The organism is Microbacterium sp. Bi121, from assembly GCF_918698005.1.
GTDB lineage: Bacteria > Actinomycetota > Actinomycetes > Actinomycetales > Microbacteriaceae > Microbacterium.
In genome coordinates this window covers 295,543-316,910 of sequence record NZ_CAKKLJ010000004.1, presented here as the reverse complement: position 1 = coordinate 316,910, position 21,368 = coordinate 295,543, and the positions used below count along the sequence as shown (strand labels likewise).

Here is a 21,368-nt window from a genome sequence, read left to right as displayed (position 1 = left end):
CTAAGCTGGGGAGATGCCTCAGCACGACCTCGACACCTGGCGCGACCTCCCGATCAAGCAGCAGCCGTCATGGCCGGATGCCGAGCGCGTGGCCGACATCTCGAAGCAGATAGCCGCACTCCCGCCCCTGGTGTTCGCCGGTGAGGTCGACAACCTCCGCGATCGATTGGCGCGCGCAGCATCCGGTGGGGCGTTCCTGCTCCAGGGCGGGGACTGCGCCGAGACGTTCGCCGGTGCGACCGCCGAGCAGATCCGCAATCGCATCAAGACCGTGCTGCAGATGGCGGTCGTCCTCACGTACGGCGCCTCGATGCCGATCGTGAAGATGGGGCGCATGGCCGGGCAGTTCGCCAAGCCGCGCTCGAGCGACAACGAGACCCGCGGCGACGTCACGCTTCCCGCGTACCGCGGTGACATCGTCAACGGCTACGACTTCACCGAGGGCTCTCGGCAGGCAGACCCCGGCCGACTGCTGCAGGGCTATCACACCGCGGCATCCACGCTGAACCTCATCCGCGCGTTCACGCAGGGCGGCTTCGCGGATCTGCGGGAGGTGCACTCCTGGAACAAGGGCTTCGCGCAGAACCCGGCCAACCAGCGCTACGAGCGCATGGCAGCCGAGATCGACCGAGCCATCAAGTTCATGGAGGCCGCCGGCGCCGACTTCGACGAGCTCAAGCGCGTCGAGTTCTTCACCGGCCACGAGGGCCTGCTCATGGACTACGAGCACCCGATGACCCGCATCGACTCCCGCACGAACACGCCGTACAACACCTCGGCGCACTTCCTGTGGATCGGTGAGCGCACACGCGACCTCGACGGCGCGCACGTCGACTACTTCTCGAAGATCCGCAACCCCATCGGCGTCAAGCTCGGCCCGACCACGACGCCCGAGACCGCGCTCGCGCTGATCGACAAGCTCGACCCGAACCGCGAGCCTGGCCGCCTGACCTTCATCACCCGCATGGGTGCGGGCAAGATCCGCGACGCGCTGCCGCCGCTGCTCGAGGCCGTCCGCGACTCCGGCGCGCAGCCGCTGTGGGTCACCGACCCCATGCACGGCAACGGCATCACCACGCCGACCGGATACAAGACGCGTCGATTCGACGACGTCGTCGACGAGGTGCGCGGGTTCTTCGAGGCTCACCGGGCGGTGGGGACATTCCCCGGCGGCATCCACGTCGAACTCACCGGCGACGACGTCACCGAGTGCCTGGGCGGCTCGGAGCGGATCGACGAGGCCGCCCTCGCGACCCGCTACGAGAGCCTCTGCGACCCGCGCCTGAACCACATGCAGAGCCTGGAGCTCGCTTTCCTCGTGGCTGAGGAGCTCGAGAAGCGCTGACTCCGGCATCGGAGTGCCGGCCGTGTGCGGGCTCAGAGTCAGAGACTGCTGCGGATGTTGAAGTTCACCTGCGTGCCGGCGCGCTGCATCGAGCCGGCCGCCGGATCCATGCCCGTGACCTCGGTGAAGTCGTTCGGGAACGGAGTCCACAGTGCGCTCCATGTGGGTTCGAATCCGGCATCCCGAAGCGTCTGAGCGGCCTCGTCGCGAGTCATCCCCTTGACGTCGGGCACCTCGAACAGCTGCGGCCCGAGCGAGACCACCAGGGCCATCGTGTCCCCGGGGCGCCAGTTGCCCGGCTCCGAGCGCTCGCCCGTGCGGATCACGCGCCCCTCTTCGACGTCGTTGCTGTACTCCTCGACGGTCGTCGTCTTGATCTGCTTCTCGCCGAGCAGGTTCGCCGCCTCGCTCGCGGTCTTGCCGACCACATCGGGCAACCCGCCGAGCGACACGGTGAGGTTGGCTGTGTCGGCCTCGTGCACCTCGCACCCGTCACCGCAGGCGACATTGTCGCCACCCGCGCGCGGGGTGATGCTGGCGTTGATGACGACGTCGTTCTCGGCGTCGGAGTACAGCATCAGCATGTCATCGGAGGTCGTGAGGCCGAGCTCGTCGAGGTAGGCCTTCGCCTCGTTCACCGTCTTGCCGTTGAGCGTCTCGATGGTGCGCGGAGCCGGCCCGGTCGAGACGAATACGGTCACCTCGGTGCCCTTGTCCTCGCGCGCTCCTTCGCCCGGATCGGTGCGGATCGCGAGCCCCGGATCGACATCGATAGAGCTCTCATCGGCCTGGACGGGCACGAAGCCCTCGGCCTCGAGCGCGCCCGCTGCCTTCTCGTACGTCATTCCGGCGACGGACGGCACGGCGATCAGCGAGCCGGGGCCGGACCCGAACCACCATCCGACACCGCCGGCGAGCACCGCGAGCAGCATCACCAGCGCGAGCAGGAAGGCTCCGCGGGCGCGGCGCTTCGACGTCCGCCGACGCAGAAGCGTCGCATTGTCGACGGGCTGAGCGGCGACCGGACTCGTGACCGGGTCGATGACCATGGTCGACGGCATGACCTTGGTGAGGTCGCCCGAGTCCCGTTGCGTTCGCAGCGGCGTGGTGTTCGCCGCAGGAGCGGGAGAGATGCCCAGGTCGCGCTCGATCTCGCGGAGCCGGTCGAGCATCTGCTGCGCGTCATCCGGTCGCTCATCGGGCGACTTCTCGGTCGACCACAGCACGAGCTCGTCGAGCTGCTCCGGCACGCCCGGGTTGCGGACGCTGGGGCGGGGGACCGACTCCGTCGCGTGCTGGAAGGCGATCTGCATCGGCTGCTCGCCCTTGTACGGCTGCTCACCGACGAGCATCTCGTACAGCATGATGCCGAGCGCGTAGATGTCGCTTCGCGCGTCAGCCGTGCCTCTGGTCACGAGTTCGGGAGCGAGATAGGCGATCGTGCCCAGCAGCTGCTGGCCGGTCGCGGTGTTCGCCGTGGTCGCCCGCGCGAGTCCGAAGTCGCCGATCTTGATCCGGCCGTCCTCTGCGAGCAGCACGTTCTCGGGTTTGACGTCGCGGTGGACGATTCCGGCCTTGTGAGCCGCAGCCAGTCCGGAGAGGATCGCGTCCATGATCGAGATCGTCTGCGGGATCGTCAGGCGCTTCTGCTCGCGGAGGAGTTCGCGCAGCGTGATCCCCGGCAGGTACTCCATGACGAGGTAGGCGAGTTCGCCGTCCTGCCCCTGATCGAACACGTTGACGACATGGGGGTCGGCCAGTCGAGCTGCCGCCCTGGCCTCCTGGATGAAGCGGCTCTGGAACACCGCATCGTCGCTGAGGTGGCCGTGCATGACCTTGAGGGCGATGCGCCGCTCGAGTCGCAGATCGGTGGCCACGTACACCGTGGCCATTCCGCCGCGTGCGATCCGGGCCCGAACCCGGTACCGACCGTCGACAAGCCGCCCGATGAGGGCGTCGGCCTGCTGATTGGTCGTCACGTACAGATTCTATGGAGAACTGGCTGAAAGCCCGGGGAGCGCCTCACCCTTTCGGGCGGGGAATCACCCGTAGAGCGCGAGCCACGTGTACGCCGCGTCCTCCCATTTCGCGTACCGATCCGGGTACGCGGAGATCTGGACGGCCTGCGCAGCGTCGGCGAAGGACATCTTCTCCCAGCCGGGGATGTCCAGCAGGCCGCGCGTCGTCGTGCCGTCGGCGTTGGATGTGCCGAGGAAGAACGCGCGGATGCTGTGATCGCGGTTCATGATCTGATCGGGCTCACCCCAGCCGGTGCTCGGGCGCTGCTGGAAGAGGCCGAGCGAGTCGCGATCGCCCCACTCGAGATTGCGGAGCCACGCTTCGACCATGGAGGTGCCCAGCGCGATGGCGATGCCCCGGTCGGAAACGCCGAGTTCGCGCCCGATCCGGATGATGAGACGGACGTTCTCGGCCTGGAGACCGTTGAGCTCGGCGGACGTGGATGCCACCGACGGCGTGGGCACGGACGCGGGAGCTGCGGCTGCGGCCGGCTTCGGGGCGGATGCCGCCTTGGCTGCGACACGGAGCGTCTGACCGGGGTAGATGATGGAGTCGCGGCTCAGCCCGTTCGCCGCGAGGACGGCGTCCACGGACGTGCCGTGCTTCTGCGCGATGGCGAAGATCGTGTCGCCAGCGACGACCTCGTGCGAGGCAGCGGCCTGCGCGGCCGGTGCCGGTGCCGCAGGCTTGGCGGCGGGCGCCGCAGCCGTCGCGGCGACGGGGGCGGTGAGAACGACCTTCTGGCCAGGGTAGATGACCGTCCGCCAGCCGAGGCCGTTCCACTTCAGCACGTCGGGAGTGGCGAGCCCGAAGCGCTGGGCGATGCCGGCGATCGTGTCGCCGGACTGGACGGTATACGAGGCGGGCCGTGCGGCCGTGGCGACGGGGCGCACGGTCTTCTCCACATGGAGGACGACTCCGGCGCGGGCCTGCAGTGACGCAGGCGCTGACTCCGCAGGGGCCGCGGCCTGGGCGGGAGCGACAGCGAGCGGCCCTGCCAGCACGCCCAGCATCGCGGCCGGTACGCCGATCTGGGTGTATCGCCTGCGGTTCGACATTGTTGTGAGTCTCAAGGTTTCCCCCCTAGTCAGACTCAAGAAACGCTGACACGGATGTAAAGGGATGTCAACCAAAGTGATGCAAGTGAAAGGTGTGACAGACGTGACGATGTGCGTTGTCGTGGCCGAGGTGAGATAGTCGAAACGTGTCTGACGAAGCAGTTGAAATCTCCGGTGAATGGCTGACCACACCCGACCTCGTCGAGGTTCTGGGGGAGCCGCTCGGTCGTGTCCGCCGCCTCATCGCGGAGCAGCACCTGATCGGGTCGACGCGCAACGGCGCGTTCGCGGTTCCTGGTATCTTCATCGTCGACGGTCGACCGCTGGCCTCGTTGCGAGGCACGATCATCGTGCTGGCGGATGCCGGATTCTCGGATGACGAGATCATCGACTGGCTGCTCGCCGAAGACGAGGAACTCGGGCGTACGCCGATCGCCGCGCTCCTGGACGGCCACAAGAGCGCCGTGCGCCGGGTGGCGCGAGCGCTGGCCTGAATTCGGGCAGCCGCGCGGCTCAGGCGGTGCGCACGGTGGCCGCTCGCGCGAGTTCGCGGAGGTTGCTCACCGATGCGTTGTCGAGCCGCGCGGCCGTCAGAGCCCGGTCGGCCTGCACACTGTAGTCGCGGATCATCGTCTCGACACGCTCAAGGGCGCCCGAATCGATGATCTTCGCCTGCAGGGCGGCGACCTGTGCGGCTGTGAGCTCGGGGTCTCCGAGCAGATCGTCGAGCACGCGACGGGCGGAGCTGTCGAGGTTCTCACGGGTGAGAGCGATAAGGACCGTCCGCTTCCCCTCGCGCAGGTCGTCTCCCGTCGGTTTTCCGGTGACCGATTCATCGCCGAAGACGCCGAGGACGTCGTCTCGCAGCTGGAACGCCATGCCGATGGGATGCCCGAACGCGCGGAGCGCGTCCTGCTGAGCGGCATCCCCGCCTGCCAGAGCCGCGCCCAGCGCGAGCGGTTGCTCGATGCTGTACCTGGCTGACTTCAGCGAGACGACGCGCAACGCGCGCTCCGCGTGCTCGTCGTCGGGGTTCACCCGCCAGGCGGACTCCTCGGCGATGTCGAGGAACTGCCCCGTCGTCACGTCGCGGCGCATACGGGCGTACGCGCTGCGCACGTCAGCGGAATTCGGATGCCCCGCGAGCGCTCGCTCGAGCAGATCGTCGCTCCACGAGATCAGCAGGTCACCGAGCAGGATGGCCGCCGACCGGCCGAAGCCCTCGGCATCGCCATTCCAGACGCGCTCGACGTGCTGCGCCTGGAGCGCGCGATGCGCGGCCGGCCTGCCGCGTCTGGTGTCGGAGTTGTCGATGAGGTCGTCGTGCACGAGCGCTGCCGACTGGAAGATCTCCAGCGCGGCGCACAGGTCCCAGAGTGCGTCGGTCTCCGTGGCATCCCGGTCCGCGAAGCGGGCCACCGCGCTCCACCCGGCGTGGCAGAACCGTGCGCGCAGACGCTTACCGCCCTGCAGGGTCTGGACCGCCGACTCGATGAAGAGAGGGGCATCCGGCCCGTACTCCGCCGACTCTGCGCGTACGTCGGCGGCGAAGCGATCCAGACTGGTGAGGACGGCCTGCTGGACTTGGCTGGAGAGGGGCACGATAATCAGCTTAGGTTCTCAGCGGAAACCTAGCCTCAGTCGTTCCGCTGAGCGTAAACTGGAGGACACTTACCCGAGGGGGGCGTCATGCCACTGTCTGAACAGGAGCAGCGTCTGCTCGATGAGATGGAACGTCATCTCCTTCACAACGACGCCGACATAGTCAGCGCGCCGTCTGGTGACCGCACGCTCAGCTACCGCAATCTCGTCTACGGCGCCGTCCTGCTGCTCGTCGGCATCGGCGCTCTCGTCGCCGGCGTCGCCCTGGGCAGCCAGCTCGGCCCCGTCGTCAGCATCGTCGTCGGCGTCGTGGGATTCGCGGCGATGCTCGCCGGCGTCATACTCGCAGTCACCCCGGTGCGTCGCAACGACGCCGGCCGTTCGCCCAAGACCGAGTCCTCGCCGAAGACGCCGCAGAATTCGTCATCCTTCATGGATCGCATGAACGACCGCTGGGATCGACGCCAAGACGGTCACTGACCCGATCGATTCCAGAGGCCTCCACTCCACGGACCTCCACTTCACAGACCCGGATGCATTCGCATCCGGGTCTTTTTGCGTTTCCAGGTGGATTCCCTCCACTGGCGCTCCACTGCCCTCCACTCGCGCTTCAGGGGTGTGAGCCCCGGAATCACGCGGGGGAGCGCGCGACCGATCCGTGGAAACGGCATTCTTTTCGCGATCCTCCATATGAATGTGGAGGAAAGTGGAGTAAAGTGGGGCTCACCTCGAGTTGGCCGGACGTAGAGGGGGTGATGGCCGATGTTGCTGGGAACGCATTCACCGAAGCTCGACGACAAAGGCCGGGTCATCCTTCCGGCCAAGTTCCGCGAGGACCTCGGCGGCGGCATCGTCGTCACCCGTGGTCAGGAGCGGTGCCTCTACGTGTTCAGCACGGCCGAGTTCGAGGCCATGCACGAGCGGATCCGGCAAGCGCCGCTCAGCAACAAGCAGGCCCGTGACTTTCTGCGCATGTTCCTTTCGGGGGCGAGCGCCGAGATGCCGGACAGCCAGAACCGCATCACCATCCCCGGTCACCTCCGGCAGTACGCAGGGCTCGAGAAGGAGCTCATCGTCACGGGCGTCGGCGCTCACGCCGAGATCTGGGATGCCGCTGCATGGAACGACTATCTCGCCGCAGGCGAGGACAACTACTCAGAACTGGAGCAGGAGGTGATTCCCGGACTCTTCTGACCTCGGCTGTGATGCCCCGCCGCTCCCGCCCCGACACACTTCCCCGGTGCCGGGTCGAGAAGCGGAGGGGGATCAGGGCCCAGGTCTCCGGAAACGATCATGAACCTCCGTGACATCCACACCCCCGTCATGCTCGAGCGCTGCATCGAGCTGATGGCGCCCGCGCTCGCGCACGACGGCGCCATCGTGGTCGACGCGACGCTCGGCATGGGCGGTCACTCCGAGGCGCTGCTGGAGCGGTTCCCCGGCATCCGGCTGATCGGCCTCGACCGTGACACCGACGCCCTCCGCATCGCCGGTCAGCGGCTCGAGCGTTTCGCCGACCGCGTCACCCTCGTCCACACGGTCTACGACGAGATCGGGCTGCACGCCCACGGCGCATCGGCCATCCTCATGGACCTCGGCGTCTCGTCCCTCCAGCTCGACGAGGCGGATCGCGGTTTCGCGTACTCCAAGGACGCTCCGCTCGACATGCGCATGGACCAGACGAAGGGCGTCACCGCCGCTGAGGTCCTCGCGACCTACAGCGAAGGCAACCTCCGCCGCATCTTCGAGCGCTACGGCGAAGAGAAGCTGGCAGCGCGCTATGCGCGGTTCATCGTGCAGGCTCGCGACGACAAGCCCCTCGTGCGATCGCAGGACCTCGTCGACCTGCTCCAGGCGGCGACACCGGCCGCAGCTCAGCGCGCGGGCCATCCGGCCAAGCGGGTGTTCCAGGCGCTGCGCATCGAGGTCAACTCCGAGCTCAGCGTGCTCGCCGATGCCATCCCCGCGGCGATGGACGCCCTGGCCGTCGGCGGCCGCATCGTCGTCATGAGCTATCAGTCGCTGGAGGATCGCCTCGTCAAGCAGGCGTTCGCGGCGGCATCCGCATCCACCGCCCCGGCCGGACTCCCCGTCGAGCTGCCGGAACACGCACCGCGGTTCCGCACGCTGACGAAGGGCGCCGAGCTTGCCAGCGAAGAAGAGAAGCAGCGCAACCCGCGTGCCATCCCGGTGCGCCTGCGCGCCGCCGAGCGATTGAGGGAGGCCGCATGAGCCGCGCCACCGCAGCAGCCGTGCTGCCGCAGACCCAGCCGCAGACGCCGAGTCCCGCACGACCAGGACGCAGACTCACCAGCGTCACGGCGCCGTCCCGCGCACGGCGTCCCAAGCTCGCCTACGCGCTCGTCGCCGTGTCGGGTGCGGCGTTGATCGCCGCCGCGCAGATCGGACTCTCGCTCGCGATCACCAACGACTCGTTCGTCCTCGCCGACCTGACGTCGCAGCAGCGCGAACTGGATCTTCAGGCCAGCGCCCTCCACGACGATCTCGCCGGCATCTCGTCGCCGCAGCTGCTGGCCACGAAGGCCGATCACCTCGGTCTCGTCGTGGCCGGCCCCGCGTCGTACCTGCGGCTGAGCGACTCCGCAGTGATCGGCGCGAACTCCGAGGCGAGCTGGAGCTCAACGGTGAATCCGACCGGAGCCGGCGCCGTGCACAACGCCCTCCTCGAGGATGACGCCAAGGAGGCCGCGGCCGAGGAGAAGGCCGACGCGAGCACGAAGAAGGACCCGGATCTGCCGCCGGCGATCACCGACGGCCTTCCCAGCCCCACCACCCGCTGATATCGACACGACCGCTGACAAGGACACGGAGAGAGCCGCATGACCACTCGAGCAACGCGCGGCCCGCGCCGCCGGACCGTCGTCGCCCTCGCCGTGATCCTCGCCGTCCTCTCGGCGTTCGTGGTGCGTCTGGTCGATATCCAGGTCGTGAGCGCCAACGACCACGTCGAGGACTCCCTGCACGTCGGTCAGCTCGGAAGCACTGACACCATCTACGGCGACCGGGGCTCGATCGTCGATCAGAACGGCATCACTCTCGCGTCGAGCGTGAAGGTCTACGACGCTCAGCTCAGCCCGAGTCTGATGCAGAAGCTCGAGGACGATGCCAAGAACCCGCCGAAGGTGCCGTGGGCAGAGGCGTCGGACAAGATCGCCGCGATCATCGGGCAGGACCCTGAGGAGCTCCGCTCCGCCGTCGCCGCGAACCTCGAGAAGGACGCGAGCTCGCAGTACTACCAGCTGGCGAACGGATTGAGCACCGAGAAGTACCTCGAGCTCCGTGACCTCGGCCTTCTCTACGTCTACGCCAAGCCGCGTGAGACCCGCGTCTATCCGAACGGCGCCGTCGCCGGGAACGTCGTCGGGTACATGAACTCGGCCGGCGAGGGCAAGGCGGGCATCGAGCAGATGGAGAGCAAGTGCCTCGCGCCGACGAGCGGTGAGCGCACGTACCTGCGCGGCAAGGACGGCGTGACGATTCCCGGAAGCGAGCGCACCGTGGATGCCGTCGACGGCGGCACGGTGCAGCTGACGATCAACAGCGACCTGAACTGGTATCTGCAGCAGATGATCGCCGAGGAGGCGCAGAAGCAGAAGGCGCAGTCGGGCACGGTCACCGTCGTCGAGATCAAGACGGGCAAGATCCGGGCGGCGGCCGAGTGGCCGGCGCTCGACCCGAACGATCTGGACGCCTCGTCCCCGGATGACTGGGGCACCAAGGTCTTCGGCAACACCTTCGAGCCCGGTTCGACATTCAAGGCCGTCACCTCAGCCGCCCTGCTCGACTCGGGTGCCGTCGACATGAACACGACGGTGACCGCAGCCGGGCACGAGAAGTTCCCCAACGGCGCCGTCATCAACGACGCCTTCGTGCACGGCGCCTACCAGTACACACTCGCCGGTGCCCTCATCGACTCGTCGAACGTCGCACTGTCGAAGTTCGGCACGATGGTCGACCCGCAGGTGCGTTACGACTACCTGAAGAAATTCGGGGTCGGGCAGAAGACCATCGACTTCCCCCGCGAGGCGACAGGTGTGATCCACCCGGTGTCCGAGTGGGACGCGCAGTCGCTCTACACCACGACCTTCGGGCAGCACTACACGGTCACCGCGCCCCAGCTGGCCAACGTCTACCAGGCGATCGGCAACGGCGGCGAGAAGATCGACCTCTCGCTCATCGAGTCGTGCACGTACGAAGACGGCACCGTCGTCACCCCTGACGCCCCCGGCCATGAGCAGATCATCAAGAAGAGCACGGCATCCCAGCTGCAGCGCATGCTCGAGAACGTCGCCGTACAGGGCGGCCTCGCCGATCAGATCAAGGTCCCCGGCTACCGCATCGGCATCAAGACCGGTACGGCAGAGATCTCCGACGGCAAGGGCGGACTCAAGAAGGGCGTCTACTACACGAGCATGGTCGGCATCGCTCCGATCGACGATCCGCAGTACGTCGTCGTCGTCACCCTCGACCAGCCGACTAGGATTACATCGTCCGCAGCCACCGCATCCGCCTTCCAGAAGGCCATGACGCAGGTCTTGAAGACCTACCGCGTCTCGCCCTCGACGGAGCCGATGGACGACCCGCTGCCCAAGTTCAAGTAGCCGGCTTCACGCCGCGCATGGAGATGTCATGATCGCCCTGTCGTTCGCCGAGATCGCATCCATCACCGGCGGCGATCTCCACCTCGCGGGCTCCGACGCCGCCGAGACCGTCGTGGACGGAGTCGTCGACACCGACTCGCGAAACATGAGCCAGAGCGGCATCTTCGTCGCCAAGCCCGGCGCCGAGACCGACGGGCACCGCTTCGTGGGGGCGGCCGTCGCGAACGGAGCACGTCTCGCCATCGTCGAGCACATGGTCGACGACGCGGTCTCGCAGATCGTCGTGGCGGATGTCGTCGAAGCGCTGGGAGCGCTGGCCAGCGCCGTCGTCGCGCGCGTTCGTGAGGGCGGGATGCTGAAGATCGTCGGCATCACCGGATCGAACGGCAAGACGACGACCAAGAACTTCCTCGCCCGCATCCTGCAGGACGACGGCGAGACCGTGTCGCCTATCAACTCGTACAACAACGAGGTCGGCGCTCCGGTGACGATGCTGCGCGTGACCGAGAACACGAAGTATCTCGTGAGCGAGTTCGGCGCGGCTGCGCCGGGGAGCATCGCCAAGCTCGCAGGCCTCGTCGAACCGGATGTCGCGGTCGTGCTCATGGTCGGAATGGCCCATGCCGGTGGATTCGGCGGGATCGAGGCCACGGCGAAGGCCAAGGCCGAGCTCGTCACGGCATCCCGCGCCGACGGCACGGCGGTGCTGAACGTCGATGACCCGCGGGTCGCGGCGATGGCCGATGCGGCCGAGAGCCGCGGGATGACCGTGCTCGGATTCGGGCAGAGCGAGACGGCAACGGTGCGAGCATCCGACGTGCAGGTCGCCGCAGACGGCACTCGAGCGACCATCACCGCAGACGGCCGGGATCTCCCGCTCCACCTGAAGGTGCTCGGCGCCCACCACATCAGCAACGCGCTGGCCGCGATCACGGCCGCCGGCGCTCTCGGCGTCTCCGCAGCCGACGCGATCGCGCGACTCGAGACCGTCGAGGTAGCCGAGCGGTGGCGGATGCAGCCGATGGGCAACGACCGCGTCCGGATCATCAACGACGCGTACAACGCCAGCCCTGATTCGATGGCCGCCGCCCTGCGAACGCTCGCCCAGATCACCGGTCCCGAAGAACGCACGGTCGCCGTCCTCGGTGCGATGAGCGAACTCGGTGAGACCGCGGGGGAGGAGCACGACAGGATCGGGCTGCTCGCCGTGCGGCTGAACATCAGACGCATCGTCGTCGTCGGTCCCGAAGCGCGTCGCCTGTACCTTTCTGCCGTCGGCGAGGGATCGTGGGACAGCGAAGCCATCCATCTGCCGGATCAGGATGCCGCTTTCGAGTACTTGAAGACCGAGCTGCGCGACGGCGATCGCGTGCTCGTGAAATCGTCCAATTCCGTCGGGCTCCGGCATCTCGGCGATCGTCTGGGAGAATTGTTCTCGTGAGATCACTCCTCATGGCGGCCGCCATATCGCTCGCCTTCACACTCTTCCTGACTCCCGTCTTCCTCCGGCTGTTCCGCCGCTGGGGCTGGGGGCAGGTCATCCGCACCCCCGAAGACATCGCGAACCCCAGTCACGGCGCAAAACGCGGCACCCCGACCATGGGCGGCGTCATCTTCATCGTCGGCACGATCGTCGGATACTTCACCGGCACGATCGCCGGGGGCAGCACGCCTTCGCTGTCGGCCATCCTCGTGCTCTGGCTGATGGTGGGCTTCGGCGCGGTCGGCTTCATCGACGACTACATGAAGGTGCGCTCGCAACGCAGCCTGGGGCTCTCCGGCTGGCGCAAGGTCATCGGCCAGCTCGTCGTCATGATCCCGTTCGGCGTCGTCGCTCTGAGCGCAGAGAACCAGTTCGGTCAGACCTTCGCCAGCGGCTACGTCTCGCTGTTCCGGGACATCACCTGGCTCAACCTGTTCGCGTTCGGTGTGATCATCGGTTGGATCCTGTATCTGGTCTGGATCGCGGTCATCGGCATCGCCACCTCCAACAGTGTGAACCTCACCGACGGACTCGACGGGCTCGCCGCTGGTGCCGGCGTCTTCGTCGTGAGCGCTTACAGCCTCATCGCGTTCTGGCAGTTCAAGCAGTCCTGCGCAGGAACCGGAGTCGCGCAGGACGCTTTGGACGCCTGCTACGAAGTGAGCGACCCGTTCAACCTCGCGATCGTCGCGGCATCGTTCGCCGCGGGACTCGTCGGGTTCCTGTGGTGGAACGCGCCCAAAGCCAAGGTGTTCATGGGCGACGTCGGCTCGATGGCGATCGGCGGTGTCATCACCGCCATGGCGATCCTCACCCGCACCGAACTGCTGCTCTTCGTGATCGCCGGCATCTTCGTGCTCTCGTCCGGCTCGGTGATCCTGCAGCGCACCTACTTCAAGCTCACCCGCGGCAAGCGGCTGTTCCTGATGAGCCCGTTCCACCACCACCTCGAGATGCGCGGCTGGCCCGAGGTGACGATCGTCGTGCGCCTGTGGATCATCGCCGGACTTCTCTCGGTGGCAGCGATCGGACTGTTCTACGTCGAATGGCTCACGCTGGCATGACTGGGTGCACGAAGTGACCGAACGACTGGATTCCCTCACCAGCTGGCATTCCGACTGGACGGGCCTGCGGGTCGCCGTCCTCGGGATGTCTGTGACCGGCTTCTCGACCGCCGACACGCTCACCGAGCTCGGCGCCGAGGTCCTCGTTCTCTCCGAATCGGCCTCCGAGGAGTACGAACGGCTCGTGCCAGTCATCGGCGCCACCCTTGTTCTCGAGACGCTCGACGCCGCGCCGAAGGAGCTCATCGACTTCGCGCCGGAGGTCGTCATCGCGTCCCCCGGGTTCGCCCCGTCGCATCCGCTGATCCGGTGGACGCAGGATGCCGGGATCCCGCTCTGGGGCGACGTCGAACTCGCCTGGCGTGTGCGCGACAAGGTCGTCCGCTCCGACGGCACCCCGGCTGACTGGGTGCTCATCACCGGCACCAACGGCAAGACCACGACCACACAACTCACCGCGACGCTCCTCGTCGAGGGCGGCCTGCGTGCAGCACCGTGCGGCAACATCGGCATCCCCGTGCTGGATGCGGTGCGGGATCCAGCCGGGTTCGACGTCCTCGTGGTCGAGCTGTCGAGCCATCAGCTCTGGTACATCGGCCAGAGCGCGCCGGCCGGACAACTGGTGCCGCATTCCGCCGTGTGCCTGAACCTCGCCGACGACCACCTCGTCTGGCACGGCAGCGCCGACGCGTACCGCGCCGCGAAGGCGTTCGTGTACCGGAACACCCGTGTCGCCTGCGTGTACAACAAGGCCGACATCGCGACCCGCGAGATGGTCGAGGACGCCGACGTCATCGATGGCGCCCGCGCCATCGGCTTCGACCTCGGCGTGCCTGGTCCCAGCGACCTCGGGGTCGTCGACGGCATCCTCGCCGACCGCGCCTTCCTCGACGATCGTCGCAACAGCGCTCTCGAACTCACGACCATGGCCGACCTCGAGCGGGCCGGTCTGTCCGCTCCGCACATCGTGCAGAACATCCTCGCCGCAAGCGCGCTGGCACGCGCCCTCGGCACAGCGCCAGAGGCCATCGGCAGGGCGCTCGACGGGTTCCGCCTCGACGAGCACCGCATCCAGGTCGTCGCCCGTCACGCCGGCATCACCTGGGTGGATGACTCCAAGGCGACGAATCCGCACGCCGCGGCCTCGTCGCTGCGTGCCCACCCCGGCGCCGTGTGGATCGTCGGCGGCGATCTCAAGGGCGTCGATCTGTCGGATCTGGTTGCAGATGGCGGCCGCACAGCCAGCGCTGCACTGGTCATCGGCGTCGAGCGCGAAGCCATCCTCACCGCATTCACGCGACACGCGCCCGACGTGCCGGTGTATGAGGTTTCCACTGGTGAGACTGAAGACGTCATGACTCGGGTGGTGGAACTCGCCGCGGAGATCGCGACGGACGGGACCACAGTGCTGCTGGCCCCGGCCGCAGCATCCTTCGACCAGTTCACCGGCTACGCGGATCGTGGCCACCGCTTCGCCGACGCGGTGCGCACGTGGATCGACAGCACTGGGACCGACAGGGGGAGCGCCGATGACACAGGTGGCTCGCCCTCAGCGCACTGAATCACGGGGACTCGCCGCACGCGTCTCACTCGGCCGCATCTTCACGCCGCCGTCCAGCGAGTTCCTGCTCATCGCATCCACTGCGCTGCTTCTGACGGTCTTCGGGATCGTCATGGTCATCTCGGCGACCAGCGCGACGGAGTCCGGCGTCATGGACACGGCGCTGAAGCAGGCCATGTTCGCCGTCCTCGGCATCCCGCTGATGTTCCTGGTGAGCAGGCTGCCCATCGGCTTCCTGAAGAAGATGGCGTGGCCGGCGCTGATCCTCGCGACGCTGATGCAGTTGCTGGTCTTCACGCCTCTCGGCATCGAGGATGCCGGTAACCGCAACTGGATCGACCTCGGCTTCGTATCGATGCAGCCCTCCGAGTTCCTCAAGCTGGCCCTCGCGCTGTGGATCGCCTACGTGCTACTGCGCAAGCGCACACGGCTGGCCATCTGGCACCACGTGTTCATCCCCGTCGTCCCGGTCGCCGTGCTCGCGATCGGCACTGTCATCGCAGGAAACGATCTCGGCACGGCGATGGTCCTCGTGCTGATCCTGCTCGGCTGCCTGTTCTTCGCCGGGGTCAAGCTGCGGCTGTTCATCCTCCCCGTGCTTCTGGGCATCGTCGGCGTCATCGCTCTCGCTGTCGTCAGCCCCGACCGCATGCGCCGCATCACCGCCGTGTGCTCGGACATGAGCAACTACGAGCACGACTGCTATCAGTCCATCCACGCGGTGTGGGGGATGGCGAACGGCGGCATCTTCGGGCTCGGCCTCGGCAACTCGCAGGAGAAGTACGGCTGGCTGCCGGCAGCGGCGAACGACTTCGTGTTCGCCATCGTCGGCGAGGAGCTCGGACTCATCGGCTGCGTCGTCGTCCTCGCGCTGTTCACGTTCTTCGCGGTCGGCGCCTTCCACATCATGCGCAAGACGAGCGACCCGTTCATCCGCGTCGCGACCGGTGGGATCACCGTCTGGATCCTCGGCCAGGCCCTCATCAACATCGGCGTCGTGATCGGTGTGTTCCCTGTCATGGGCGTGCCGCTGCCGTTCATGTCGCAGGGCGGTACCGCCCTTCTCGCCGTGCTCCTCGCCTGCGGTGTGCTGCTGGCGTTCGCTCGCACGATTCCCGCAACTGAACGGGGTAGGGTCGCGAAGTGACCTCGTACCTTCTCGCCGGCGGAGGCACCGCCGGTCATGTGAACCCCCTGCTCGCCGTGGCCGACGGGCTGCGCGAGCGCGAGCCCGATGCCGCCGTCCTCGTCCTCGGCACGAAGGAGGGGCTGGAGGCGCGACTGGTGCCCCAGCGCGGATACGAGCTGCTCATCGTCGACAAGGTGCCCTTCCCGCGGCGCCCGAACAGTCAGGCCATCGGGTTCCCCGCCAGGTTCGGACGTGCCGTGCGACAGGTGCGCCAGCACATCCGCGCACGTGACATCGACGTCGTGGTCGGCTTCGGCGGCTACGCGTCCGCTCCTGCCTACATCGCGGCGCGCCGCGAGAACGTGCCGTTCGTCGTCCACGAGGCGAACGCGAGACCGGGGCTCGCGAACCGGCTGGGAACCGGCGCTGCCGCAGGCGTGGGCGTCGCCTTCGCCGGAACCCCGCTCAAGAACAGCGAAGTGGTCGGCATGCCGTTGCGCCGCGAGATCGTCGCGCTCGACCGCGCCGCGCACAGGGCCGAGGCCGCCGAGGCGTTCGGGCTGGATGCCACGCGGCCGGTGCTCCTCGCGTTCGGAGGCTCGCTCGGCGCGCAGCGACTCAACGAGGCTCTCGCGGACTCCTGGGGCGATGTGCTCGCCGCCGGCTGGCAGCTGCTGCACATCACCGGCGAGCGGAGCGAGCTCGTCGATCCGCAGGTCCCCGGGTACACGATGCGGCGGTACGTCGACCGCATGGATCTGGCGTTCTCACTGGCGGATCTCATCCTCTCCCGTGCGGGATCTGCGACCGTGAGCGAGATCAGCGCGCTCGGCATCCCCGCCGTGTACGTGCCCTACGCGGTGGGCAACGGCGAACAGCGACTCAACGCGGCATCGGCGGTCGCCGCAGGCGCTGCGATCCTGCTCGACGATCGAACGTTCACGGGTGACACCGTGCGCGCAGACGTGATCCCGCTGCTCGCCGACCGCGACCGCATCTCCGCCATCGCCGCTGCCGCCGAGAACGTCGGCACCCGTACCGGAACCGAGAACGTCATCGCGATGATCGACCGCGCGCTCCGCGCCGGTGCTTGAGCACCGCGAATTAGGATGGATCCGACATGATCAGACCTGACCTCTCGCTCCCGATCCCCGAGTCGATCTCCGTCGCGCACTTCATCGGCATCGGCGGCTCAGGCATGAGCGGCCTGGCGAAGATGTTCCTCGACGCCGGCATCCGCGTCTCGGGATCCGACCGCGCCGACAGCGACAACCTCCGTGCCCTCGCCGCCGCCGGCGCGACCGTGCATGTCGGTCACGACGCCGCGTATCTGGGCGATGCCGACACCGTCGTGCACACCGGTGCGATCTGGCCCGAGAACCCCGAGTTCGTCACGGCCAAGGAACGCGGACTCCACGTGATCCACCGCTCCCAGGCGCTGCACTGGCTGATCGGCGGCCGCCGCCTCGTCTCGGTGGCAGGGGCCCACGGCAAGACGACGTCGACCGGCATGATCGTCACGGCGCTCCAGGCTCTCGGCGCAGACCCGAACTTCGTCAACGGCGGTGTCATCGAGCAGCTCGGCATGTCGAGCGCCTCCGGCGCCGACGAGCTCTTCATCGTCGAGGCGGATGAGTCCGATGGGACCTTCCTGCTCTACGACACCGCGATCGCCCTGATCACCAACGTCGACCCCGACCATCTGGATCACTTCGGATCGGACGAGGCCTTCCACGACGCCTTCATCCGCTTCGCCGACGCGGCAGGAGAGGCTGTCGTGATCTCGAGCGACGACCCCGGCGCCCTGCGCGTCAAAGCCGGGCTGTCGCACCCGAACGTGATCACCTTCGGCACGGCAGACGATGCCGATGTCCGGCTGACCGAGGTCGCGACCTCCGGCCCCGTCGCGGCCACCGTCACACGCGGCGACGACAGCGAGCGCATGCAGCTCGCCGTACCCGGCGTCCACAACGCCATCAACGCCGCTGGGGCAGTCGCGGTCCTGATGTCGCTCGGATACGACCTATCCGATGCGGTCCGCGCGGTGGAGGGGTTCTCCGGGACCGTTCGCCGATTCGAGCTGCACGGGGTGGAGCGAGGCGTGAGCGTCTTCGACGACTACGCGCACCACCCGACCGAGGTGAAGGCCGCCCTCGAGGCCGCACGCGGAGTCGTGGGGGACGGGCGCATCATCGCGATCCAGCAGCCGCACACGTACTCCCGCACGCAGCACATGTTCCGCGAGTTCGCCGAGGTCCTCGAGACATACGCGGATCACACCGTGATGCTCGATGTGTACGGCGCGCGTGAGGACCCGGTGCCCGGCGTGACCGGCGAGCTCGTCAGCGGCGCTTTCTCCGATCAGAGCAACGTTCACTACGTGCCCGACTGGCAGCAGGCTGCGGACTACACGGCATCCATCGCCCGAGACGGCGACTACGTCATCACTCTCGGATGCGGCAATGTCTACCTGATGATCCCGCAGGTGCTCGATTCGCTCCGACAGAGCGCAGAAGGCTGACCCGTGCGTCGCCCGGCCCCGCTTCCCACTGCGCCGGAGGAGGCGCAGCCCGCACCGGCGCGCCCCCGCCGTGGCGGTGAGCCGCGCGAGCCGGTCGAGCTGACACAGGCCGCTCCGACCGACGACGCGGATGCGACGGCGGAGCCGGAATCGCTGGAGGGGCTCACCGCCCGTGACGTGTGGCGCGCGGCCCGTGCGCGCCGCAAGCGGCTGCGGGCGGAGATCCGCCGGTTCACGCAGCGCTCGCGCCGTCGCCGCATGGTGTGGCTGGGTGCCCTCGGTGCCGTCGTGCTGCTCATCGCGGGCAGCGCTATCGCCGCCTACAGCCCCCTGTTCGCGGTCGAGCGGATCACGGTCGCCGGGACGTCGTCATTGGATGCCGCGACCGTCGAGGCCGCGTTGTCCGATCAGATCGGGCGACCGCTCGCGCTCGTCGACGACAGCCAGGTCAAAGCCGCCCTCATGGCCTTCCCGCTGATCGAGACGTACGCGCTCGAGGCCAAGCCGCCGCACGATCTCACGGTGCGCATCGTCGAGCGCACGCCGATCGGCGTCGTGAAGTCGGATGCGGGATACACGCTCGTGGATGCGGCAGGGGTGGCGCTATCGACCACAGAGCAGCCTCCGGAGGGTCAGCCCGTTCTGAACGTCGAAGGCGGGCCGGGCTCCGACGCGTTCGAGTCGGTCGGACTCGTGGTCAGGTCGCTTCCCGCCGAGGTGCGCACCACCCTGAGCGAGGTGTCGGCGAGCACACTCGATGACGTGACCCTCAAGCTGTCGACCGGGCTCACGGTCGTGTGGGGGAGCGCCGAGGACTCGGTGCTGAAGAGCGCGACGCTCAGCAGCATCCTCAAGGCGAAACCGGATGCTCGCAACGTGGATGTCTCGTCCGCTCAGGTCCCCGTCGTCGGCTGACCGTACACGAATGCGAGCGCCGGCACGGTGAAACGGGCGACACGCCCGTGTCGCTGCGCTCGGACGGCGAATCGACGCATACCTTCGATCAAGAGAACGCAATACCGGGAAATACTTTACACCTCTAGTTGAGGTTTAAGGTTCACATTCTTTCCAGGCTCGACAATCGGAGGCCGGCCATGAGCCAGAACCAGAACTACCTCGCCGTGATCAAGGTCGTCGGCGTCGGCGGTGGCGGCGTCAACGCCGTCAACCGCATGATCGAACTCGGCCTTCGCGGCGTCGAGTTCATCGCTGTCAACACAGACGCCCAGGCGCTGCTCATGAGCGACGCCGACGTCAAGCTCGACGTCGGACGCGAGCTCACCCGCGGTCTCGGCGCAGGCGCGGACCCCGAGGTCGGACGCCGTGCCGCTGAGGACCATGCCGAAGAGATCGAGCAGGCCCTGACCGGCGCCGACATGGTCTTCGTCACCGCCGGCGAGGGCGGCGGAACCGGCACCGGTGGTGCACCGGTCGTGGCACGCATCGCGAAGTCCATCGGCGCTCTGACCATCGGTGTCGTCACGAAGCCGTTCTCGTTCGAGGGCCGTCGTCGCCAGAGCCAGGCCGAGGCCGGCGTCTCCAAGCTGAAGGAAGAGGTCGACACCCTCATCGTCGTGCCGAACGACCGTCTGCTGGAGATCAGCGACCGCGGCATCTCGATGATCGAGGCCTTCGCAACCGCAGACCAGGTCCTCCTCGCCGGTGTCCAGGGCATCACCGACCTCATCACGACGCCCGGTCTCATCAACCTCGACTTCGCCGACGTCAAGTCGGTCATGCAGGGTGCGGGTTCCGCGCTCATGGGCATCGGCTCCGCACGCGGCGCCGACCGCGCCATCAAGGCCGCGGAGCTGGCCGTCGAGTCACCGCTTCTCGAGGCATCCATCGAGGGTGCGCACGGCGTGCTGCTCTCGATCCAGGGTGGCTCGAACCTCGGCATCTTCGAGATCCACGACGCCGCCGACCTCGTCAAGGAGGCCGCGCACCCCGAGGCGAACATCATCTTCGGTACCGTCATCGACGACACGCTCGGCGACGAGGTCCGCGTCACGGTCATCGCCGCAGGCTTCGATGGCGGAGAGCCGTCGCTGCGTCTGGACCCGATGGTCGTCTCGCGGCCCGAGCCGGCCACGCTGCCGGAGGTGACGTTGTCGGACGACGAGGTGGAGGCGCCCAAGGCGAGCGAGCCGGCGGCGACGCAGCCGGCGCCGCGCATCCCGACCACGAGCCTCGAGCCGGCGTTCGCCGACGACGACATCGACATCCCCGAGTTCCTGAAGTAGGAGCGCGTTGACCGAGCTCGCCGAGCGGCTGTCCGCGATCGACGCACAGATCGCGGACGCCGCGCGCTCCGCCGGCCGGGATGCCGGAGACATCACCCGCATCGTCGTGACGAAGTTCCACCCGGCATCCCTCGTGCGCGACCTGCACGACCTCGGCGTCCGCGACGTCGGGGAGAATCGGCAACAGGAGCTCACGGCGAAGCGGGATGACCTCCACCTCGACGGCTTGCGCTGGCACTTCATCGGGCAGGCGCAGACGAACAAGGCCGGCGCCATCCGGCGCAGTGCTGACGTCGTCCACTCCGTGGACCGGGTGAAGCTCGCCGACGCGTTGCATCGTGCTGCTGAGCCGGGTGCTGCTCAACCGGCTGACCACGGCATCCTCGACGTGCTGGTCCAGGTGAACCTCACCGATGACCAGGGCAGAGGGGGAGTCGCACCGGATGCCGCGGAGCACCTCGCCGAGCACATCCTCACCCTTCCGTCCCTGCGACTGCGAGGACTCATGGGGGTCGCACCGCTCGATGAGGACCCCGCTCCCGCCTTCGCCCGTCTGGGGGAGATCTCCGAGCGCATCCGCAGGATCGCGCCCGAGGCCACCTGGATCTCCGCCGGGATGACCGGCGACTTCACCGAGGCGGTCGCGGCAGGTGCGACACACCTGCGGATCGGCTCCGCAATAACCGGACCCCGGCCTGACCGGGGTTAACCTCGAAACAGA

19 protein-coding genes are annotated in these 21,368 nt (G+C 67.7%); 16 read left to right on the top strand and 3 right to left on the bottom strand.

Annotated features, from left to right (window positions below; all coding sequences use genetic code 11):
• Positions 1-13 precede the first annotated feature (13 nt).
• On the top strand, positions 14-1,345 hold the full coding sequence (locus LQZ87_RS08605) for a class II 3-deoxy-7-phosphoheptulonate synthase (RefSeq protein ID WP_230103052.1): 1,332 nt from the start codon (positions 14-16) through the stop codon (positions 1,343-1,345).
• Between the two features lie 38 nt (positions 1,346-1,383).
• Here LQZ87_RS08605 and pknB read toward each other — a convergent pair whose 3' ends face one another.
• Together pknB and LQZ87_RS08595 are read right to left on the bottom strand one after the other, a co-directional pair.
• Positions 1,384-3,324: a Stk1 family PASTA domain-containing Ser/Thr kinase gene (pknB, locus tag LQZ87_RS08600; protein WP_230103051.1), complete on the bottom strand. Its 1,941-nt coding sequence runs from the start codon at positions 3,322-3,324 to the stop codon at positions 1,384-1,386.
• Between the two features lie 63 nt (positions 3,325-3,387).
• Positions 3,388-4,422, bottom strand: coding sequence for a LysM domain-containing protein (locus tag LQZ87_RS08595; RefSeq protein WP_230103050.1), 1,035 nt, complete (start codon positions 4,420-4,422; stop codon positions 3,388-3,390).
• Between the two features lie 146 nt (positions 4,423-4,568).
• Here LQZ87_RS08595 and LQZ87_RS08590 point away from each other — a divergent pair, with 146 nt between their 5' ends.
• Positions 4,569-4,916: an Rv2175c family DNA-binding protein gene (locus LQZ87_RS08590; protein ID WP_230103049.1), complete on the top strand. Its 348-nt coding sequence runs from the start codon at positions 4,569-4,571 to the stop codon at positions 4,914-4,916.
• A gap of 19 nt (positions 4,917-4,935) precedes the next feature.
• On the opposite strand, the gene LQZ87_RS08585 is transcribed toward LQZ87_RS08590, so the two are convergent.
• Entirely contained in the window at positions 4,936-5,982 is a 1,047-nt protein-coding gene (locus tag LQZ87_RS08585; protein ID WP_230103132.1) for a polyprenyl synthetase family protein, read from the bottom strand.
• 129 nt (positions 5,983-6,111) lie between these two features.
• On the opposite strand from LQZ87_RS08585, the gene LQZ87_RS08580 reads away from it, so the two are divergent.
• The 14 genes from LQZ87_RS08580 (at position 6,112) to LQZ87_RS08515 (ending at position 21,356) form a co-directional block, all read left to right on the top strand.
• Positions 6,112-6,504: a DUF3040 domain-containing protein gene (locus tag LQZ87_RS08580; RefSeq protein WP_230103048.1), complete on the top strand. Its 393-nt coding sequence runs from the start codon at positions 6,112-6,114 to the stop codon at positions 6,502-6,504.
• Between the two features lie 282 nt (positions 6,505-6,786).
• A complete protein-coding gene (gene mraZ / locus LQZ87_RS08575; RefSeq protein ID WP_230103047.1) occupies positions 6,787-7,218 on the top strand; it encodes a division/cell wall cluster transcriptional repressor MraZ in 432 nt (143 codons plus the stop codon).
• A 99-nt stretch (positions 7,219-7,317) separates the two neighbouring features.
• Entirely contained in the window at positions 7,318-8,256 is a 939-nt protein-coding gene (rsmH, locus tag LQZ87_RS08570; protein WP_230103046.1) for a 16S rRNA (cytosine(1402)-N(4))-methyltransferase RsmH, read from the top strand.
• Positions 8,253-8,825 carry a hypothetical protein gene (locus tag LQZ87_RS08565; protein ID WP_230103045.1) on the top strand — a complete coding sequence of 191 codons (573 nt, stop codon included), beginning with the start codon at positions 8,253-8,255 and terminating at the stop codon, positions 8,823-8,825. Before rsmH ends, LQZ87_RS08565 begins: the two co-directional genes overlap by 4 nt.
• A 39-nt stretch (positions 8,826-8,864) precedes the next feature.
• Positions 8,865-10,646 carry a penicillin-binding protein 2 gene (locus LQZ87_RS08560; RefSeq protein ID WP_230103044.1) on the top strand — a complete coding sequence of 594 codons (1,782 nt, stop codon included), beginning with the start codon at positions 8,865-8,867 and terminating at the stop codon, positions 10,644-10,646.
• A 28-nt stretch (positions 10,647-10,674) separates the two neighbouring features.
• Complete coding sequence (gene murF / locus LQZ87_RS08555; RefSeq protein ID WP_230103043.1) at positions 10,675-12,087, top strand: UDP-N-acetylmuramoyl-tripeptide--D-alanyl-D-alanine ligase; 1,413 nt, start codon at positions 10,675-10,677, stop codon at positions 12,085-12,087.
• Entirely contained in the window at positions 12,084-13,193 is a 1,110-nt protein-coding gene (gene mraY / locus LQZ87_RS08550; protein WP_230103042.1) for a phospho-N-acetylmuramoyl-pentapeptide-transferase, read from the top strand. The genes murF and mraY overlap by 4 nt, the downstream gene beginning before the upstream one ends.
• 13 nt (positions 13,194-13,206) lie before the next feature.
• Positions 13,207-14,754, top strand: coding sequence for a UDP-N-acetylmuramoyl-L-alanine--D-glutamate ligase (gene murD, locus LQZ87_RS08545; RefSeq protein WP_230103041.1), 1,548 nt, complete (start codon positions 13,207-13,209; stop codon positions 14,752-14,754).
• Positions 14,723-15,901, top strand: a complete 1,179-nt coding sequence (ftsW, locus tag LQZ87_RS08540; protein WP_230103040.1) for a putative lipid II flippase FtsW — start codon at positions 14,723-14,725, stop codon at positions 15,899-15,901. Before murD ends, ftsW begins: the two co-directional genes overlap by 32 nt.
• On the top strand, positions 15,898-16,977 hold the full coding sequence (locus LQZ87_RS08535) for a UDP-N-acetylglucosamine--N-acetylmuramyl-(pentapeptide) pyrophosphoryl-undecaprenol N-acetylglucosamine transferase (RefSeq protein WP_230103039.1): 1,080 nt from the start codon (positions 15,898-15,900) through the stop codon (positions 16,975-16,977). The genes ftsW and LQZ87_RS08535 overlap by 4 nt, the downstream gene beginning before the upstream one ends.
• 26 nt (positions 16,978-17,003) lie before the next feature.
• Positions 17,004-18,404 (top strand): UDP-N-acetylmuramate--L-alanine ligase, encoded by a 1,401-nt coding sequence (gene murC, locus LQZ87_RS08530; RefSeq protein ID WP_230103038.1) that lies wholly within the window; start codon positions 17,004-17,006, stop codon positions 18,402-18,404.
• Positions 18,405-18,407: 3 nt separating this feature from the next.
• Entirely contained in the window at positions 18,408-19,319 is a 912-nt protein-coding gene (locus tag LQZ87_RS08525; RefSeq protein WP_230103037.1) for an FtsQ-type POTRA domain-containing protein, read from the top strand.
• A 179-nt stretch (positions 19,320-19,498) separates the two neighbouring features.
• A complete protein-coding gene (ftsZ, locus tag LQZ87_RS08520) occupies positions 19,499-20,647 on the top strand; it encodes a cell division protein FtsZ (RefSeq protein ID WP_230103036.1) in 1,149 nt (382 codons plus the stop codon).
• Between the two features lie 7 nt (positions 20,648-20,654).
• Positions 20,655-21,356 carry a YggS family pyridoxal phosphate-dependent enzyme gene (locus LQZ87_RS08515; protein WP_230103035.1) on the top strand — a complete coding sequence of 234 codons (702 nt, stop codon included), beginning with the start codon at positions 20,655-20,657 and terminating at the stop codon, positions 21,354-21,356.
• Positions 21,357-21,368: the final 12 nt, after the last annotated feature.

Bases quoted from the DNA above. Each gene is read 5' to 3' on its own strand.
- LQZ87_RS08605 (WP_230103052.1), top strand. From the start codon at position 14: ATGCCTCAGCACGACCTCGACACCTGGCGCGACCTCCCGATCAAGCAG.
- LQZ87_RS08595 (WP_230103050.1), bottom strand. From the start codon at position 4,422: ATGTCGAACCGCAGGCGATACACCCAGATCGGCGTACCGGCCGCGATG.
- LQZ87_RS08580 (WP_230103048.1), top strand. From the start codon at position 6,112: ATGCCACTGTCTGAACAGGAGCAGCGTCTGCTCGATGAGATGGAACGT.
- mraZ (WP_230103047.1), top strand. From the start codon at position 6,787: ATGTTGCTGGGAACGCATTCACCGAAGCTCGACGACAAAGGCCGGGTC.
- rsmH (WP_230103046.1), top strand. From the start codon at position 7,318: ATGAACCTCCGTGACATCCACACCCCCGTCATGCTCGAGCGCTGCATC.
- LQZ87_RS08565 (WP_230103045.1), top strand. From the start codon at position 8,253: ATGAGCCGCGCCACCGCAGCAGCCGTGCTGCCGCAGACCCAGCCGCAG.
- LQZ87_RS08560 (WP_230103044.1), top strand. From the start codon at position 8,865: ATGACCACTCGAGCAACGCGCGGCCCGCGCCGCCGGACCGTCGTCGCC.
- murF (WP_230103043.1), top strand. From the start codon at position 10,675: ATGATCGCCCTGTCGTTCGCCGAGATCGCATCCATCACCGGCGGCGAT.
- ftsW (WP_230103040.1), top strand. From the start codon at position 14,723: ATGACACAGGTGGCTCGCCCTCAGCGCACTGAATCACGGGGACTCGCC.
- murC (WP_230103038.1), top strand. From the start codon at position 17,004: ATGATCAGACCTGACCTCTCGCTCCCGATCCCCGAGTCGATCTCCGTC.
- ftsZ (WP_230103036.1), top strand. From the start codon at position 19,499: ATGAGCCAGAACCAGAACTACCTCGCCGTGATCAAGGTCGTCGGCGTC.